This window comes from Dasania marina DSM 21967 (assembly GCF_000373485.1).
Taxonomy (GTDB): Bacteria; Pseudomonadota; Gammaproteobacteria; order Pseudomonadales; family Dasaniaceae; genus Dasania; species Dasania marina.
In genome coordinates this window covers 292,775-310,676 of sequence record NZ_KB891576.1, presented here as the reverse complement: position 1 = coordinate 310,676, position 17,902 = coordinate 292,775, and the positions used below count along the sequence as shown (strand labels likewise).

The following is a 17,902-nucleotide window of genomic DNA, read 5'->3' as shown; positions in this document are numbered from 1 at the left end:
TCAGCCTTAAGCTAGCTTTTTACTATAACAATAAAGGGGATGAAAATGTTTAAATCAATTTTTGATTATCGTAAATTAATTTTCAAGGGGGGGGCGATCGGACTTATTTTTGGTTCTAGCGTCACGGCATTTTCCGAAGATATTCAGTGGGCCGGATTTATCGAAAATGCCAGTTACTATCGAGATAATGTGGGGCTGTCTAAATTTCGTAATACGGTACAGGCGGAGTTTAGCAAGTCATTGAGCTCCGACTCTTGGAGCAATGTTAGCATACATGGTACATTGCGTGGTACTTATGACGGCGTTTATGACCTGAACGATGATGAGTTTGGCAAAGATGCTGCAGAAGATTATCTAGGTCAAAACTGGCACTCTCGTGGTGCTGCTACTACGATAATTCCCGGCCCTAACACCACACTGTTGTCAGCAGGTGTGCCTTTTCCCTGTGATAATGATCCTCTACTTTGTCATAACCTTAATGGTTATATGGACGAAAAAGAGAGCGATGCAAAATTTCCGGAATTTAATGACCAGCTAGATTTCGTTCGCGAATTGTATATACGTGCCGATAAATATTTAGGCAATGGCGATGTGTTATCGTTAAATGTAGGTAAACAGCAAGTGGTGTGGGGTAAAACTGACCTATTCCGAGTTCTAGATGTGATTAATCCAGTCGATTATTCGCGCCACAATATTTACGATGAATTGGAAGATATTCGTATTCCACAATGGATGATAAAAGCCGAATGGCGTATGGGCGCGTCTCAAACTTTTGATGATTCCAATTTATCCCTTGTATGGAATGTTGATAAATTCCGCCCCAGCAATTTAGGTACCTGTGGTCAAAGTTATCGAATTCTCGATGCTGGATGCTTCTTTAGCTCTTATATAAATCTTGCAGATTTGGGTGCTCCCTACACGAGTAATGTACCTATTATTCATGATGTTGAGGAGCCCAATTGGAGTCTGGGGAATACCCAGTTTGGTATGAAATGGGAAGGTGTTTACGGCGATGCAACTTTTTCTGTTAACGCTTTACATTATCGTCAGCAATTACCTTCTTTGCATTTTCGCCCCCATCCTGTTGCTGGTTTAGCTGCTGCTGGTTTACCAGCTCCCGATGGCGTTTTTGATATTGTTTTCCCTCGAGTGACATTATTGGGTGGCGCTGTCGATTACTACTCTATGGATATGGATGCAACCTGGAGAATAGAGTTAGCGTACAGTGAAGGTGAAGAAATGCCTCGTGATACTGACGGCCATAAAGAAACCGATATGGTGCGTTACGTTATTGGTTATGATAAGAATCTGGTACTTCCTTTTTTACAGACTAATAGTGCTTTTTTAATCTCTGCACAAGTGTTTGGTGAGCATATTCTAGATCATGAAATAGATATGCCAAATGACGAAGATAACTGGATTGCCACTTTTCTTTTCAAAGGTTTTTATAAGAATAACCGTTTAAGCCCACAATTACTTATGGCTCATGATTTTGCCGCTAAGTCATCAGTTGTTTCACCTAGTATTTCTTGGATTCCAGATAACCATTGGACGTTCAATCTGGCGCTAAATATTAAAACCGGTGGTGAAGAAGAGTTTGGCTGGTCAGTAGCAGGAACTGAAACTTTTGAACCGCTAGCGCGTTTTACTAATGGCCCTATTGGTGTAGCTAATAATGAAGATGAACTTCAATTGACTATTCGTTACAGCTTTTAACTAAAATAAAAGGTATATATTATGTTTAAGAAAATACTATATTCGCTATTGATTGGCGCTGCGGCTATCATGGCCGCCCATGCAGCTCCTGTTAATGAGGGTATTATTAATAACTCTTTTTATCCTTATGCTAAAGGCAGCCCAACTGCCTCAGGAATTAAAGTCGGTATGGTCATTAATGCAGAAAATGTTGATTCTGTGAAAGATTATCTGGATCCGGCTACCTATCTTTTTGTTAAAAATGGCGATACCGAGATTCATGTTGGTAAAACTACCAACTTTGCTTTGCATGACTCTTATGTTGAAGCCACTCGAAAATTTTCTGGTAGTACAAAGCTGGGTGAAAACCCTGGGCAAATAGAAGGTTCGAAAGCCGGCAGGCCGTTTCCACAAGAACCGTCATTGGATGACCCTAGGGCCGGAGAGAAATTAGCCTGGAATTTTAAAAATGGTTATAACTGGGGTGATTCCGCTGCCATACAGCCGTTTTACTGGAAGTATCGCGATATGAATAGCGGTAAGGTTGAGCGTACGGTTAAGTTTAATTTTCACTTTCTAAACTATACACATCGTACCCAACAAGAACCTTTTCCAGCAATAACTCCCAATCCTTCTGGTTTATTTCGGGGTATTTATGTACAAGTGCTTGAGCCTTTTGATATTAAAAATACCCAGCTATTGATTCAGCGCTTCGAAGACGATTTAAAGCGCGATAATGCTTATCTGTACTTGGGCTTTCAGCGTCGCGTTCGTCGCTTGTCTACAGGCCAGGTGACTGATGCCTTTTTAGGTTCAGATATCATGATTGAGGATTTTGAAGGTTATAACGGTCGTATCAGTGATATGTCGTGGGCTTACAAAGGTACTAAAACATTATTGTTACCCATGTTTAACCACAATGAGCTGACCTTGGATAGCGAAACTCACCAGGATGATGACGGCTATCAAGTAGTTGCTTTTGGCGGAAAGGGAGGCTGTTTTCCTAATGTTACTTGGCAGTTACGTAAAGTCTATGTGCTTGAGTCTGACCCGATCGACCCCGATCATCCGGTCAGTAAGCGCGAACATTATATCGATGCTCAAACATTTACTATTCCACGTAATATTACCTATGATCGCAAAGGTGATATGTGGAAGAGTTGGTTAATTGGACAAGCCCATCCAGATCATCACCTGCCAAAAAATAAAGGCACTGGTGTGGCGATTGATGACGCTTTTTCCATGATTGATATTCAAGCTGATCATTGTACTACCGGTCAATTCAAAGGAATTGTAGATCCTGAATTAACACCTACTAGTAAAATGACTGTGCAAAATCTGCGAGCATCAGGCAGCTAACTCTAGCTAGCAAAGCGCTGTTCTATTGCAATACATCGCCTAGGTTTACCTAGGCTTTTTTGTTTATAACTATTTTTTATGCGCATAAGGTGTGGTCGATGAAGATACTCATTTTAGGGGTTGGTGGTATCGGTTGTTATTATGGTGCCAAGTTGCAAAGGGCCGGACATCAACTCACTTATGTCGCGCGAGGCTGTCACCTACAGGCAATGCAGAAGTATGGTTTAACCGTCAAACATGAAAGCTTTAACTTCAATGAGCCGGTTGTGGCGCTATCTCTGCGTCAATTATTAGCCGATCATTACTGTGCGTACTTTGATTTGATTGTACTCTGTTTAAAAAGTATAGATTCAGAAAGGTTTTTAAGTGATATAAGGTATTGGTTAGTGCAAGGTAGTTGCCCTGTACTCTCATTGCAAAACGGTGTTGATAACGAGGCGGTTATTGCTTCCGTTGTCGGTAAGCCACGAACATTAGGGGGCCTTGCAATACGTATTGGTGTCCATATACAACAACCGGGTGTTGTATATGCTCAAGGTGTCGCGCAAGTTATTTTTGGTGCTTGGCCCAATGCTATTGAAAGCAGCATCAATACGGCACTGGTAGAGCAATGGAGAATGCTGTTCATCAAGGCGGGTATTGATGTCCAACAGAGTGATGATATACAGCAAGAACTGTGGCGGAAGCTATTGATTAACAACGGCGTGAATCCTTTGTCGGCAGTTACCGGGCTTGATACCCGCAGCCTGACTGCTAACCCTATTTTAGGACGCACTATTTACACGCTTATGGAGGAAACGGCAATGGCCGCCCAATGTGATGGCGTTGAACTCAGCAAGGCTGATATAGATGATATGTTTACATTGATAAGCAACTTCGATCCAATAAAAACCTCGATGCTGGTTGATCTTGAAAAAGGTCGCGAGCTGGAGTTGGATGCAATCAGTGGCGCTGTCTTACAACGTTGCCAACTACACCAGCTAAAGGCACCGATGACCGAGCTGGTTGATGCATTATTACGGGTTAAGGTGTTACAACGTAATTGTGTTGTGTCGGTTTGATTTAATATAAAAATAAATTTTTACTATTGTACTTCACTAGACCACACAGGTTGGAGTGTCCGCTCAGGTCTGAGCGAAACATGATAATTATAAAAAAGCCCCTCTAAAAGAGGGGCAAAGATTAGGACGTGAGTCCGACTATGAAACGCGGTTAGATGATTTTGATGTCGGGCAGATCAAAACCATTAAAGTTACTGGCAGTAGAGTTGGTGTAGGCACCACCTGACGTTATGTAAACAAAATCATCAGCCTGTAAATCAGCGGGTAGATCGTAGCCTAGGGCAAATGTGTCTATAGAGTCACAGGTTGGGCCAGCTAGGCGCCAATTGATCAATTCGCCTTCACGATCTGTTTTTAGGCAGTAAGGCAAATCATCAAACTCCATTAAGCCGCCGTAAAAACCGGTGTCCAAATACAGCCAGCGCTGGCCGCCACGGGTGGCGGTACCGGCTACGCGGCAGATAAAATGGCCGCTGTCGGCCACTAAAAAGCGGCCGGGTTCGGCGATAACGTGTACGTCATCAGGGAAGGCCGCTAATTCGGCGTTAACCGCAACGCCAATCTCTTCTATGCTGGGCACAGGTTTAGCTAACTCCACCGGGTAGCCACCACCTAAATTTAATAGGCGGGGCTTTAAGCCAGCTGCTAGCATTTCATCAAAAGCGGCTCGGGCAGCGCGTATGCCTATCACCCAGTTTTGTACGTTGAGGCACTGTGAACCGGCGTGAAAAGTCACACCTGCCAAGTCGGCTTTGAGGGCGGCAGCCGTTTGAATGATTTCGCTAACATCGCTGCCGGTGGCGCCAAACTTACTAGACAGCTCAAAGGTAGAGCCTTCATTGGAAGTGTGCAGACGCAGATAAAATTTGGCATCGGGCTTGGCTTGGTAAACTTTATTAAGTTCGTCTATGCAGTCCACCACATACCACTCTACGCCGTTGTCTACGGCAAATTGTAGGTGTTCGGGTGATTTAATGGGGTTGCTGTAAAACGCTTCTTTGGGATTTACGCCTATTTCAATCAACTGCTCTAGCTCTTTCTTAGAGGCGATTTCAAAGCGCACACCTTCGTCGTGAAAGATGGATAAAATTTCAGCAATAGGGTTACATTTCACCGCAAAGTGCGGCTGTACCCTAGGCATGGCAGCCATAAACCTACGGGCTTTGGCGCGCAATAGGCGCTCTTCTAACAATAGGGTGGGGCGTTGATAGTTGTCAGTCACACATTGATGCAATGTGTTGGTATCCGCTTTAGCTGTGGTTGCTTGTTCCACACTGATGGGTGCTGGGTTGTTTGTTGCTGCTGCTTGTGCGCCTAACATCGCGTATTCCTTAAAATAAAACGGTTGGATAATGTAGTTATTTTAGAGGGCACGTATGACAAAATACATAGTCATACTGTAAAAAGTGCGCTATATATATTGGCGAAGTGGTAGGTTTTTGTCTCATATTGATAAGTTGAGGGGTTTATGACAGGAACAGATGAGTTAGACCGTAAAATTATAGACCTGCTAACCACCAATAGCAGGGAGAGTATTACCCAGTTAGCGGCAGTGTTAGGGGTGAGCCGGGCGACGGTACAGGAGCGTATTAAGCGCTTGGAAAAGTCGCGGGTGATACAGTCCTACACCATTAACATTAACGCCGACTATCAGCGTAACTTAGTGAGCGCCCATGCCATGATAGCGGTAGATCCCAAAAGAAACCGCGAGGTATGCAACCAGCTTAAAAAAGTTCCCGCGATTAAATCGCTGTATTCGGTGAATGGCGATTATGATGTGATAGCCATGTTGCAAGAACCCACCACCGAAGAATTAGATGTGCAGTTAGAGGAAATCGGTTGTATGGAGGGGGTAACGCGCACCTCTACTTTGATACTGTTATCAAAGCTATTATAAAAAACCACCACCGGAGAGAGAAACATGACCGCTAGTGTAAGCCCCTTGTTAGAACAAGATAGAGATGACTGGGAGACGTTGTACTGTGCCTATGCTCATTTTTATAACATGCCTATGGATGATGAGATTTTGGATACCATTTGGTCGTGGATTTTTGATGGCGAGCAGGCCTTTTACTGCTTACTGGCTAAAAACGAGCAGGGCAAGGGCATAGGCTTTATGCATTATCGCGCCATGCCTTCCCCTATACGTGGCCAAATGGTAGGTTTTTTAGATGATTTGTTTGTGCAGCCTGAGTGCCGTGGCAGCGGCGTAGTGGATTTATTATTTGATACCCTGCATGACAGCGCCAAAGATAAAGGCTGGCCTTTTATACGTTGGATTACCGCCGATAATAATTACCGCGGCCGAGCGGTTTACGATAAGCTGGCAGAAAAAACCCAGTGGCAAACTTATCAAATGACGGTGGAGTGATATTCAGCCCTTTGGGCTGAAGTTGTAAGCGGTAAGCTGCAAGAGGCAAGATAAAAGACGCAGGGGCAGTGGTTGTTGTTGCTGATTGAAGGATGAGAAAAAATTAACGTATTAAAGGTGGAGTGGGCATTTGGCAACGGCAGTAGCAATTCGAAATTTAATTCCTTTATTTATTGGTTTGGCGTTGATTGCCTTGGCAGCGGGCAGCCAGGGTAGTTTATTGGCGGTGCGCTCTACCATTGAAGGTTTTGGTGATGTTATCACTGGCGCGTTAATGTCGTCCTACTTTGTCGGTTTTTTATTGGGTGCGCGTTATGCGCCGCGGATTATTCACCGCGTTGGCCTAGTACGTTCTTTTGGCGCACTCAGCGCTTTGGCGTCGGTGACTATATTAATACACTCGGTGGTTATCGACCCCACCGTGTGGATGTTTATGCGCTTTCTTACCGGCTTTGCCTTTTCCAGTATTTATGTGGTATCGGAAAGCTGGCTTAATAATTCCGCCACCAATAAAAACCGCGGCCAAGTATTATCTATTTATATGATCATTATGTTGGCCGGTATTTGTGTGGGGCAGTTGTTTTTGAAATTGGGTGACCCTGCCAGCTTTGAATTATTTGCGCTAGTGTCGGTGCTGGTGAGTGTGGCGGCTATACCTATTTTAATTACCGCCTCCGAGGCTCCCTCTACCGAAGTGGTGTCGGCAAGTATTAGCATACGGGCCTTATACCGCATTACCCCCATGGGCTTTTGGGGGGTGGTATTAGTGCAATCTTGTTATGCGGTGGTGTTGGGTATGGCGGTGGTATACGGCTTACACATGGGGCGCAGCGTGGATGAAGTGGCGATGTTTATGGCCATTATGCTGGCGGGCGGCATCGTGTCGCAATGGCCCTTGGGTGTGTTATCCGACACCATAGATCGGCGCTGGGTACTGGGTTTTGCTATGTTGTGTTCGGCGGTGGCGGCCGTGATGGTGATGGTGACCAGTGCCAACTTATGGCAATGGTATCTGTGGGCGGCGGTGTTTGGGGCCTGTTGCTTTCCCAATTACTCTATCGTTATGGCGATAGTGAATGACTTTTTAGAGCCAGAACAAATCGTGCCGGCCACCGCCACCATTGCGATGATTAGCGGTTTGTCCGCATCCGCTGCGCCTTTGATTGTTGCTATGTTAATGCAATCATTTGGGCCGGATTGGCTGTTTATCAGCCTAGCGGTAATGTGCGGGCTGTTAGCGGCGATAGCCTTGTATAGGGCGATGTTTATTCCCTGGTCTACTAATATCGATAGATACCCCACCTATGTGCAGGCACCATCACCTATAGGTACGATATTACACGCCGATGTTGATGCCTACGTGGGTAGCGATGAAGACAGTGACGAAGACGGCGATGGCGAGCCGACTGATAGCAAAAGCTGAGTTAGAATTGAATGAGAATTGGATTAGGATGAGCGGTTACGAAATGTTGTTGCCGTCATCCCCAGCTGTTGTTTAAAGGCCCTATAAAAATTGGCGGCGTGTTCATAGCCCAATAAATAACTAATTTCTTGTAACGGAAGGGTGGTCTTAGCTAGATAATCTTTGGCCAATTCCATTTTTACCTCGTTAACAATTTGCCTATAGGTCATCCCCGATTTTTTTAATTGCCGGTGAAAGCTGTGGCTGGGTAAGTGAAAGTGCTGTGCCATTTGCTCTAGGCTAAGTAGCTCACGCTGCGGCGACAGCAATAACAACCGCTGCACCTGTTCCACTAAGTCTGTTTGGCTGGCCAGCTGGTTCATAATTAACAGGCATTGCTGTTGGCACAAAGCCGCCGTGGCTGGGTTGGCGGTGGGGAAGGGGATGTCATACCAACTCAGCGGAAAACACAGTTCGCTATAGGCTTGGTTAAACAAAACCTTGCCGGGGAAGATGTTGGCGTATTGCTTGCCGTAGCTAGGTTGGGGGTAGGCCAATTTAACGGTGAGTTGTGTGCTATTGGCTATGTCGGGTAGGCGTTGGTACATCCATTTCCACGTGGCGCTCAGCCACTCTTCTTGTAAGTAACGGCTGTCATGTATGGCCTGTGCCGGTGTGTTTAGGCGCAGGCTGACGCTGTGTACATCGATGATACGTTGCGCGGTTAAGGGGTGTGGGTATAGCGCGTAGTTGCGGTCGGTAAGTTCCCAGGATTGGCGCAGATTATCGACACTTAACGAGGCATAGCCCAAAACGCCCGCATCGCTAATATCAAAGCACTGGCCCAACTGTAAAAAAAATCCCTGATCCCGCAGCTGGGGAGCGCTTAAAGCCAGCAGTTGATAATACTGGTTTAGAGTGATGGCCTCGAGTGCCTGCTTAGGGTCTAAGCCTAATTGGGCTAACAGGGCTGCGGCATCTACCCTGCTGTTTAGCGCTAGTTTGTCTAGCAGCTGCCAGTAGTGGCCTAAAAAGCGGCTGGCTAGGTGATTGGTGGCTTGGTGGGCTACTTGTTGGAGCATGGGTGCATCTACGCGTGAAAATGCTATTGTCAAAAAATGATAGCATATTGTCAATTAATGATAGTTTTATTTGGGCGATCTGCTGGTAGGCTTAGGTCATTGTTTTATTACTATCTAGCCAATACGCTAGCTAGCAAACTTATAGGAAGCATCAACTGTGAGCTTATCAGAGGCAAGTTTACCCAAGGGTAAAGATTATCGCAGCAGCCACACCGGCCACGGTGCAGGCAAAGCTGATACCGTATTTGAAAACGGCCGTATTTATACCGTAAACCCCGCGCAAGAGTGGGCCGAAGCGGTAGCGGTAAAAGACGGTGTATTTGTGGCGGTAGGTAGCCGCGCAGACATGACGCCTTTTATAGACGAGCATACTCAAGTGGTGGATTTAAAAGACCGCTTTATTATGCCCGGCCTCTACGATATGCATACCCATCCCGATCTCACCTTGGCGCCAGGTTATGCTGGTTACTTGGATGTGGGCTTGGAAGACCCAGCCCCCGCGCAAGTGAAGCAATCGATACTGGATTATGCAGAGGCTAACCCCAACAGCGAGTGGATATTCGGCCAATACTTTGTTCACTTTCACTTTAAACGTGAAGGCATAGAGGCGGATAAAAACTGGCTGGATAGCTTTATTAGCGATAGGCCGGTGGCTGTACACGACCGCTCTTGGGGCTGTATTTTAGTCAACAGCAAAGCCCTTGAGCGGGCAGGCATAGATGCCAATACCCCCGACCCACGCAATGGTTTTATCGAGCGCGACGGCATTACCGGCGAGCCTACCGGTATTTTGGTAGACGGCGCTTACTCGTTAATCCATGCCGCTATGCCACCGACCCCTGCCCTTGCCTTGCAGCGGGCTTACCGCGAAGGCATACAGTATCAAACCAGCCGCGGCGTAGTGGGCACCAAGTATGTACACGTGTGTGAAAATCGCTTAGACGCTTTAAAAGTGGTGGACGATGCCGGTGAGATGACCCTGCGGGTAGAGGCCGCGATTTCATGGCAGGACGATATCTTCCCTGTGCGCAGACGTTGGGAGTTATTAGCCGGTGAGCGCCACTACTATCGCAGCGCCCGCTTAAACGCCAATGCTGTGAAGTTTCATTTTGATGGCACCCACGGTTCTTACTCTTCTTATTTATCGACCCCTTGGCCGGGTCAAAGCGAATGGCGTGGCGGTTTAAACCTCACCCCTGAGCATATCGTCGACATGGTGGTAGACATGGACAGACGTGGCATACGGGTGATTGCCCACTGTGTGGGTGACGGTGCCTCCGACTTATTTTTAGATGCTGTAGCCGAAGCCCGTAAACGCAATGGCCCCAACGGCGTACGCCACCAGTGCGCGCACTCAACAGTATTGTTAGATGAAAACCTACCGCGTTTTAAAGAGTTAAACGTGGTCGCCGAATTCTCACCAGTAGGTTGGTTGCCCGAGCCCTATGCCCGCGCCCGCGAGGTGATGGGTGAAGAGCGCTTTGATCGCATGTATAACTTTAAAGGTGTGTTAGATCACGGTGGCTTGGCGGTGATGGGTACCGATTGGCCGGTATCGACTATTAACTGCTGGGTGGGTTTTGAAGCGATGATGACCCGCAAAAACCCCTGGTTTGATAATGATGAAACCTTCCACGGCCACGCTATTACTGTAGAGCAGGCGATACGGGTGATGACGATTAACGGCGCTCATTGCATGGGCATAGAAGACAGCGCTGGCAGCATAGAAGTGGGCAAGTCGGCAGATTTCATCGCCCTAGATAGAAACCTGTTTGAGCTAGAGCTACAAGGCAATGTACACAACACACAAGTGGATTTAACCATGATGGCTGGGCAAGTGGTGTGGGATAGAAGCGGTGAGTTAAGCAACACGCCGTTGCAAGCGCCCTTGAACCCCGATAACGTAACGAACTTTTACGATAAGTGAGTAGTGCACCATGGCAGCGGTACCAGTAACCATAGTCTCGGGTTTTTTAGGCGCGGGTAAAACCACCTTATTAAATCGCATTCTTAATAGCGACCCCTCAGATAAAGGGAAGGGCTTAAAAGTAGCCGTCATGGTCAACGATTTTGGCGAGCTTAATATCGATAGCCAGTTAGTGGTTAGCGCCGAGCAAAATATGATTAGCCTAGAAAACGGCTGCATCTGCTGCACGGTAGAGAGTGATCTAATCGCCCAGTTGCGCAAATTATTGCAACTACGTGAAGGCAGGCCCGATGCCATCTTAATAGAAACCAGCGGCGTGTCTGAGCCCTCTAAGGTGGTCAACACCTTGCGCTATCCCGAGTTTGAAAATCACTTAACAGTGGATGCGGTGATTAGCGTATTGGATGCCGAGCAATTTACCGGCCTTGAAGGCAGTAATAAGCGTTTAGCTATGGACCAGCTGAGTGTGGCGGATATAGTCGTCATCAACAAAGTCGATTTGGTCAGCGATGAACAACTGCAAAATCTCAAAGATAATTGGTTATTCCCCAATGCCTGTGTCTATGAAACCACCTACGGCGAATTGCCACTGGCTTTATTGCTGGGGCAGCAAGCGCATCGTACAGTGCAGGACGAGCATGAGGACCATAGCTGCGATGAACATTGCCAGCATCAGCATGATGATTTTTATAGCGCCAGCTGGCAGAGCGAGCAACCTTTAAAAATAAAGGCCTTAAAATCTTTTTTTCACAACTTGCCAGCCAGCGTATACCGAGCCAAAGGTTTTGTGCGTTTAAGTGGCGCCGAGCAACAGATGTTTTTGTTGCATAAAGTGGGTTCGCGCTTGAGCATAGACAGGCAGCTACACTGGCAGGGTGAGTTAAACAATCAATTGGTGTTTATTGCCAGTGCTGAATTGGATAAAACACAACTGGCTGCCGACCTAGCAGCCTGTACGGCATAATTTATCGATAGTGTTTAATTATGCCGTGGTAAATCTCTTACTTTACAGTTGTTAGTTTGTTTTTTAGAATTTTTGCTAGTAATTCGTCTTCGTCTATAGGTTTTCCTACATGGTCATTCATGCCGGCAGCATGGCAGCGGTCTATATCGCTGGTCATGACATTAGCGGTCATGGCAATAATGGGTATGTGTTGTAATTGGGGGGTTTTCCTAATTATTCTAGTGGCGTCATAGCCATCTATAATCGGCATTTGTATGTCCATGAGTATAATGTCGAAATAAGGCTTTTTCGTCAGTATTTCTATAGCGTGTTCGCCATTTTCGGCTACGGCTACAAAAGCGCCCCAATCTTCCAATAGGCTAGTCGCCACAAACTGATTCATTTTTACATCCTCTACTAACAGTACCGAGGTGTTTTCTAGTGGTGCGTCAGAGCCGGCAGTTGTCTCGTCGGCTGTAGTAGTGCTGCTGTTATGTGATGTGGCTTTTGAGGAATTTCCCATGAAGCTGCTTTTTTCGCTGTTATTGATATCCCTATCAAATAAAGCTTGTATGTTGTCTGCAGATACTTCGCCGGTATCTGCATCAATACCTAATTTTAAGTACACATTAAAACGACTACCGTGTTGTGCCGTACTTTCAACACTAATACTGCCTCCCATCAACTCTACTAATTGTTTAGTAATGGTTAGGCCCAAGCCTGTGCCGCCATAAATACGAGTGGTTGAACTGTCCGCTTGCTGGAAAGACTCAAATAAATACTGCTGTTGTTCAGGGCTCATACCTATGCCCGTGTCAGTAACAGATATTTCTAATAGTATGTGTTGCTGTTTTCGCTGCTGCACATTGATAATGATTTCTATTTTACCCTTATGGGTAAACTTCATGGCATTGCTGCAAAGGTTTAACAGTATTTGTTCAATTCTTAATGGATCACCTATTAGCTGCGCCGGTAAAGTGTCGGCTAATATAATATTAAACTCTATGCCTTTGCTATTGACCTGCAGTGAGAAGGTGGCGTTAATAGTGGTTAATATATCAATAAGGCTGAAAGCCTTTTCCTCTATTTCCAGTTTTCCAGAATCAATTTTTGAATAGTCCAAAGTTTGGTTAATGAGTGACAATAATGTCGAAGATGCCCGCTTTGCTTTATCTAAATAATCCTGCTGCTTGTCGGATAACGGTGTTTTTAAACAGAGGTTGATAATACCTATGATGGCGTTAAGCGGCGTGCGTAATTCATGATTGATATTGGCTAAAAAATTAGACTTAGCATTATTAGCGGATTCGGCTAGCTGTTTTGCCTGCTGTAAATCAGCTGTTTTCTTGTTTACTTCATCGCGTATTCTATCAGTAATGCCAGTGATAATTAAAATAAACGATTGCAGTATGGCTGTAACCAATAGGCCTATGGTTAGTATGCTCCAGCTTAACCAGTCTTTAGATGAAAACTGATAGTTGTTGGTGGCGTAAAATGATAATTGATATAGCCTATTACCAAATTTAAATTGCTTGATGATAGGCTCAAACTGTTGCAGCGAAGGCTGTTGTTCGTGCAGCAATACCGTAGGTTTGTTGCTGTCGCTTATATCAGTAATAGACATATCGTAATTCAGCCTATGGGCTTTAGGGGTCAACTTGCCAAGTAAATCATTTACCCTAAATACACCGCTGATAAAGCCTTTAAAATCTTGCGGTTTTTTCTGTATTTGACTGCCATCATAAATGGCTGGTGTGTCAAATACGGGCACATAAAGTATTATCGAACGCTGATTTTCAGGCTCTTGGGCTAACCTTATGGGCGCGGTGGCTATAGCTTCCGTGGTAGCTTGAGACGTTTTGAGTATTTCTAGCCGGTCTGGTATGGCAGCTAAATCTAAACCAAAGGCTTTGATGTTTTTGGCAATAGGGTACAGGTATAAAACGGGATAGTATTCCTGACGCTGCCCGGCAATATGTAATTGACCTTGCTTATCTAGCTCGGTAAAGCTGTATTCGCGAAACCCCTGCGCTTGCATATAGCCCTCAATAGTTTGGCGTTGCTCTGCGGGTACTCTTTCTATCCATCCCACGCCGGCAAAGGTAGTGTCGCCTGCTAATATTGCCCGCGAAAAGGCAAAAAACTCCTGCATAGATACTGTGCTAGAACCTTGATGAAAGGCGCTATAGGCTAACAATTTACCTTTTGATATGGAAAGCAGTTCTTCAATTTCTTGTAAAAAGATATGTGCATCATCATGGATTATTCTATGTAGCTGCTCTTTGCGTGTTTCTACTGAGTTGAAAAATAAAAGTAATACGCCTAAAAATATAACCAGGGCGGGTATTACCACTTGCATTTTTCTTTCTAAGGAGATGTTTTTTTTTGCAAAAATAGTCAGCAATAAAGGAGTGAATAGTAATACGCCTATGGTGTCGCCCACCCACCAAGTACCCCAGTTAAAAATTAGGTTTTCGGTCTCTACGGTGTTGGATGTGTAGAGTGCTGTCACCGCGATGGTTGCCGCAATTAGGCAGCTTGCGGGCGCAATAATAGTGGTAAATTTATAGATGTCGGTATGGGTGCTTAAGTTGAGCGTATCACCATTGCAGAGGCGAAATAAATATCGACCCGCACGGGCCTGCAACATGGCACCTGCCGCTATTACTGCAGGTAGTGTGGCTGCACCTAGGCTAAGCTCGCTGTAGTTGTTAGTGACTACACCGTAATTAAGCGCTAAGGAGCCCAGCCCTATGCCCAAGGTGGCCATAGTGGGGTTGAGTAGTAATATACAGGCTAGTGCTACCCCCGAGGCCGGCCATACCGCTGAGGCAAAGCCGGGGGGGATAGAAAGCATTAAACCCAGCTGTCCTAAAAAAAAGTAACTAAGGCAGGGAATAAAGAAATGTACTAAAAGCTTCACTAAAACGCCATCCTGATGGTTCGATGATTTTATTGTAGTCAATATAACTTATAAATATAGCTGTTATTCGTTATCAGCCTATAAGCTTGAAAAAAACGGTTTAGCTAGCAGTCTATAACCCTACACTGTGCTGGGATAATATGGGGAGAGGTAGTTTGATAGCTCAGCAGTGCTGTGTTGATGAGCGCAGGATGTAAAGAGAGGGGTAAGAGGCCTCCGTAGTGCGGGGCCTCTTGAAGGGGGCGTTAATCTAATAAGGTTTTGAATTTCTTCGAACAGGCCACTACGTTGTCATTGATATAGGCTTCGTGATTCTCTTCAACTTTATTCAGCTTGTAGAGATAGTTCGCCAAAATAGAGGCCGATTGTTTGAGACCGTTTTTAGAGGTGTCCCCCATCCAATTAAGCTGCTCTATGCGCGCGCCGTTACCTAAGTGAAATCTAGCCACAGGGTCCAGCGGTGCGGCACCACGTTTTTCGTTGTGCAAATAATGGGCAGATAAGCGCATGAGTACCGGCTTTAAAGTTTCGGCCAAGGCTGCATCTTGGTGCCAGTTTTCTAGATCGATTTGCGCTAATAGTTTGCGCTCTTTGCTATTAATTAAGCTGCTGTCTTTATTATCCAGCTCCTTGTGTAACCAGCGGCAGAAAGTGGGTATGGGCGAGAGAGTAGAAAATTGGGTTAGCTGCGGCAACTCATGCTGTAACTCCATTACCACTTGTTTGATCAAAAAGTTACCAAAAGAAATGCCTTTTAGACCTTCTTGGCAATTGCTAATGGAGTAGAAGATAGCGGTGTCGGCGGGCTCTGGTTTTTGGCCATTGGTTTGGGGGGCCAATAGAGGTTGTACCGCTGTGGCTAGGCCGTGGGTTAAGGCGACCTCTACAAAGATTAGCGGCTCGTCTTCTAAGGCGGGGTGGAAAAAGGCAAAGCAACGTCTGTCGTTTTCTAGGCGACGGCGCAAGTCTTCCCAGCCGTTCATTTCGTGTACGGCCTCATAGGCGATCAGTTTTTCTAGTATATGGGCCGGGGTTTTCCAATCTATGCTGCGTATTTTTAAGAAACCACGGTTAAACCAAGATTCTAATAGGTGTTTTAAATCGTTGTCGACAGCGCGTAGGTCTTCATGGTCTTTAAGATGTTTTTGTAAGTCTGCCCGCATCCCTACCAAGGTGGGCGTACCCGTGGGTGACATATTAATGCGGCGGAATAATTGCTGCCGTGGTGGCTCTACTGCGTTATCGAGAGCTTGTAAGTTTTTTTGTGAGGTGTCGGCCTTATAGGCCTCGGCACAGCGCAGTATGGTGTCGGAGTTGGGGCTGTAATCGCTAACCAATAGTTTAAAAAACGCTAGTTGCTGTTTTTCATTCATGGCGTGATAGGCGTTAACGACGGCGCAGGCTAGGGCGGTACCCATGGCTTCGCCTTTGTTAGAGCACAGGTCTATGCATAGCGCCTTAATATCTTTGTCTTCTTTGTTGTCTTTAGAGCGGCGTAATAAGTCGCGGCCGGCTTCGGCTATGGAGTTCATCCACAAATTGAATGACATAGTGTAAATTCCTACCTTGTGTGGTGTTGGGCCTAGGCCTGGGAGGTGAGCCTAGGTATTGCCAGGCTAAAATAAGTTATAACGTTATGGTGTTACAAAACAGTGACTGCCTCTGCGAGAGGCAGTCACTGGGTACTGCTGTGGTAAGTGCTGTTATTTAATCAAATCCATGGCATCGCCAAAGAGGTCTTCGTCACTGGGAATGACTTTAACTTTGTCTAAGGGGCGAGAAACCCAAGAGATGTTGACCAGATGACGCCAGTTAATATTGTCGTTCACCGAGTTGCCACCCCAAAAACCACAACCTAAAGAGAAGGTTTGACGCATACCGTTCCACACGTTGGCAGAGTTGGATAGAGACTGTGGTTGGTTGATCATGACGCGAGAGGTTTTAGTACCCATGGCGAATTTTTCTATGGCTTTGTCGTTAGTGGTGTATAAACCACAAGAGTGGCCTAGGCCTTGATACTCTTGTATGGCGTTGGTTAAGGCTACTGCTTCATCAACATCGGCCACTTTGTGGAAGCCCATCACTACCGATAGTTTCTCACCTGAGAACATATGTTCAGGGCCAGCACCGTTTTCAGGCACGATGATAAAAGATTTATCCTCAGGGATGCTAACACCGGCAACTTCAGCGATACGCTGTGCTGATTGCGCGATGATGTCAGGATTTAAGTGTGAACCATCAGGCCATAAAGCGTCTTTAAATTTGGGATATTCAGCTTCAGTAACTAAGTAACCGCCTTCAGCTTGTAGCTTTTCTAACAGTGCGTCATGGATGGCGGCAACCGCAATGACATTGTTGTCTGATGAGCATGACGTGGCGTAGTCAAAGGTTTTAGACAGTTTGATTTTGCGTGCGGCATCATCAAGGTCGGCGGTTTCGTCTACGGTGATACAGGCATTACCCGCACCTACACCTAGGGCAGGCGTGCCGCTAGAGTACGCGGCTTTAACCATGGCGCCGCCGCCAGTGGCCAATACCACATCACATTGTTTCATTAATTCAGCAGTGCCGTCTAAAGAAGGTTGCTCTATAGCGATCACTAAATCTTCGGGCGCGCCACAGGCTTTTAAGGCTGCGCGCATCTTGTCACACAGCATTTTGGTGGTGATTTTAGCGCGTGGGTGTGGCGCAATCACGATGGCGTTACGGCCTTTAAGGGCGTTCATCGCTTTAATAACGGGTGTCGCTTCGGGATTGGTACATGGGGTTAAGGCACCCACTACGCCTATAGGCTTAGCGACTTTTATAATATTGCGCTCAGGTAATTCTTCAATCACGCCTACCGATACATCGTCGATAATATCAAACAGGGCGGCGCGGCATTTTTTAGACATTTTAGTGAACTTGCCTTCGTAGTTACCCAGCGCGGTTTCTTCTACCGCTTGCTTGGCAATGGCTTCTGCCACACCGGGGCGAGCGACTGACCACACCATGGCGCGAAGTAGTTGATCTACTTGTTCTTGGCTGTAGTTTTCAATTTTCTTTTGGGCGGCGCGGGCACGGTCGACAAGACTTTTGATCTCTTTTCCTGCTTCGCTTAATTCTACGGGCTGTGATACGGCCATTTTGTACATCCTCG

13 protein-coding genes are annotated in these 17,902 nt (G+C 46.0%); 8 read left to right on the top strand and 5 right to left on the bottom strand.

Annotated elements, in window-relative coordinates; all coding sequences use genetic code 11:
• The first annotated feature begins 45 nt into the window (after window positions 1-45).
• The 3 genes from B067_RS0105970 (at window position 46) to B067_RS0105960 (ending at window position 4,115) form a co-directional block, all read left to right on the top strand.
• Complete coding sequence (locus tag B067_RS0105970) at window positions 46-1,716, top strand: DUF1302 family protein (RefSeq protein WP_026244454.1); 1,671 nt, start codon at window positions 46-48, stop codon at window positions 1,714-1,716.
• Window positions 1,717-1,737: 21 nt separating this feature from the next.
• Window positions 1,738-3,054, top strand: a complete 1,317-nt coding sequence (locus B067_RS0105965) for a DUF1329 domain-containing protein (protein ID WP_019529157.1) — start codon at window positions 1,738-1,740, stop codon at window positions 3,052-3,054.
• A 98-nt stretch (window positions 3,055-3,152) separates the two neighbouring features.
• Window positions 3,153-4,115: a ketopantoate reductase family protein gene (locus B067_RS0105960; protein WP_019529156.1), complete on the top strand. Its 963-nt coding sequence runs from the start codon at window positions 3,153-3,155 to the stop codon at window positions 4,113-4,115.
• Window positions 4,116-4,266: 151 nt separating this feature from the next.
• Here B067_RS0105960 and B067_RS0105955 read toward each other — a convergent pair whose 3' ends face one another.
• Window positions 4,267-5,436 (bottom strand): type III PLP-dependent enzyme, encoded by a 1,170-nt coding sequence (locus B067_RS0105955; RefSeq protein ID WP_019529155.1) that lies wholly within the window; start codon window positions 5,434-5,436, stop codon window positions 4,267-4,269.
• 147 nt (window positions 5,437-5,583) lie between these two features.
• Between B067_RS0105955 and B067_RS0105950 the strand changes: the two genes are divergently transcribed.
• The 3 genes from B067_RS0105950 to B067_RS19750 all read left to right on the top strand — a co-directional run bounded on the left by B067_RS0105950 (window position 5,584) and on the right by B067_RS19750 (window position 7,909).
• Window positions 5,584-6,012, top strand: a complete 429-nt coding sequence (locus B067_RS0105950) for an Lrp/AsnC family transcriptional regulator (RefSeq protein ID WP_019529154.1) — start codon at window positions 5,584-5,586, stop codon at window positions 6,010-6,012.
• 24 nt (window positions 6,013-6,036) lie between these two features.
• A complete protein-coding gene (locus B067_RS0105945) occupies window positions 6,037-6,486 on the top strand; it encodes a GNAT family N-acetyltransferase (protein WP_019529153.1) in 450 nt (149 codons plus the stop codon).
• A 130-nt stretch (window positions 6,487-6,616) separates the two neighbouring features.
• A complete protein-coding gene (locus B067_RS19750; RefSeq protein ID WP_156820764.1) occupies window positions 6,617-7,909 on the top strand; it encodes an MFS transporter in 1,293 nt (430 codons plus the stop codon).
• Between the two features lie 23 nt (window positions 7,910-7,932).
• On the opposite strand, the gene B067_RS0105935 is transcribed toward B067_RS19750, so the two are convergent.
• Entirely contained in the window at window positions 7,933-8,970 is a 1,038-nt protein-coding gene (locus B067_RS0105935; protein WP_019529151.1) for an AraC family transcriptional regulator, read from the bottom strand.
• A 157-nt stretch (window positions 8,971-9,127) separates the two neighbouring features.
• On the opposite strand from B067_RS0105935, the gene B067_RS0105930 reads away from it, so the two are divergent.
• Both B067_RS0105930 and B067_RS0105925 read left to right on the top strand, forming a co-directional pair.
• Window positions 9,128-10,897, top strand: a complete 1,770-nt coding sequence (locus tag B067_RS0105930) for an amidohydrolase (RefSeq protein ID WP_019529150.1) — start codon at window positions 9,128-9,130, stop codon at window positions 10,895-10,897.
• Window positions 10,898-10,907: 10 nt separating this feature from the next.
• Window positions 10,908-11,861, top strand: coding sequence for a CobW family GTP-binding protein (locus B067_RS0105925; protein ID WP_019529149.1), 954 nt, complete (start codon window positions 10,908-10,910; stop codon window positions 11,859-11,861).
• Window positions 11,862-11,898: 37 nt separating this feature from the next.
• Here B067_RS0105925 and B067_RS0105920 read toward each other — a convergent pair whose 3' ends face one another.
• From B067_RS0105920 to B067_RS0105910, 3 genes are all read right to left on the bottom strand, one after another.
• The gene (locus B067_RS0105920) at window positions 11,899-14,763 is read right to left on the bottom strand and encodes a CHASE domain-containing protein (protein ID WP_020700276.1); all 2,865 of its coding nucleotides are present in this window, start codon (window positions 14,761-14,763) and stop codon (window positions 11,899-11,901) included.
• A gap of 245 nt (window positions 14,764-15,008) precedes the next feature.
• Window positions 15,009-16,313: a malonyl-CoA decarboxylase gene (locus tag B067_RS0105915; protein WP_035801558.1), complete on the bottom strand. Its 1,305-nt coding sequence runs from the start codon at window positions 16,311-16,313 to the stop codon at window positions 15,009-15,011.
• A 153-nt stretch (window positions 16,314-16,466) separates the two neighbouring features.
• Window positions 16,467-17,897 carry an aldehyde dehydrogenase family protein gene (locus B067_RS0105910; protein ID WP_019529146.1) on the bottom strand — a complete coding sequence of 477 codons (1,431 nt, stop codon included), beginning with the start codon at window positions 17,895-17,897 and terminating at the stop codon, window positions 16,467-16,469.
• Window positions 17,898-17,902: the final 5 nt, after the last annotated feature.

What these genes read in the sequence shown, in the direction of transcription:
- B067_RS0105970 (WP_026244454.1), top strand. Translation starts at nt 46, where the DNA reads ATGTTTAAATCAATTTTTGATTATCGTAAATTAATTTTCAAGGGGGGG.
- B067_RS0105965 (WP_019529157.1), top strand. Translation starts at nt 1,738, where the DNA reads ATGTTTAAGAAAATACTATATTCGCTATTGATTGGCGCTGCGGCTATC.
- B067_RS0105960 (WP_019529156.1), top strand. Translation starts at nt 3,153, where the DNA reads ATGAAGATACTCATTTTAGGGGTTGGTGGTATCGGTTGTTATTATGGT.
- B067_RS0105955 (WP_019529155.1), bottom strand. Translation starts at nt 5,436, where the DNA reads ATGTTAGGCGCACAAGCAGCAGCAACAAACAACCCAGCACCCATCAGT.
- B067_RS0105950 (WP_019529154.1), top strand. Translation starts at nt 5,584, where the DNA reads ATGACAGGAACAGATGAGTTAGACCGTAAAATTATAGACCTGCTAACC.
- B067_RS0105945 (WP_019529153.1), top strand. Translation starts at nt 6,037, where the DNA reads ATGACCGCTAGTGTAAGCCCCTTGTTAGAACAAGATAGAGATGACTGG.
- B067_RS0105935 (WP_019529151.1), bottom strand. Translation starts at nt 8,970, where the DNA reads ATGCTCCAACAAGTAGCCCACCAAGCCACCAATCACCTAGCCAGCCGC.
- B067_RS0105925 (WP_019529149.1), top strand. Translation starts at nt 10,908, where the DNA reads ATGGCAGCGGTACCAGTAACCATAGTCTCGGGTTTTTTAGGCGCGGGT.
- B067_RS0105915 (WP_035801558.1), bottom strand. Translation starts at nt 16,313, where the DNA reads ATGTCATTCAATTTGTGGATGAACTCCATAGCCGAAGCCGGCCGCGAC.
- B067_RS0105910 (WP_019529146.1), bottom strand. Translation starts at nt 17,897, where the DNA reads ATGTACAAAATGGCCGTATCACAGCCCGTAGAATTAAGCGAAGCAGGA.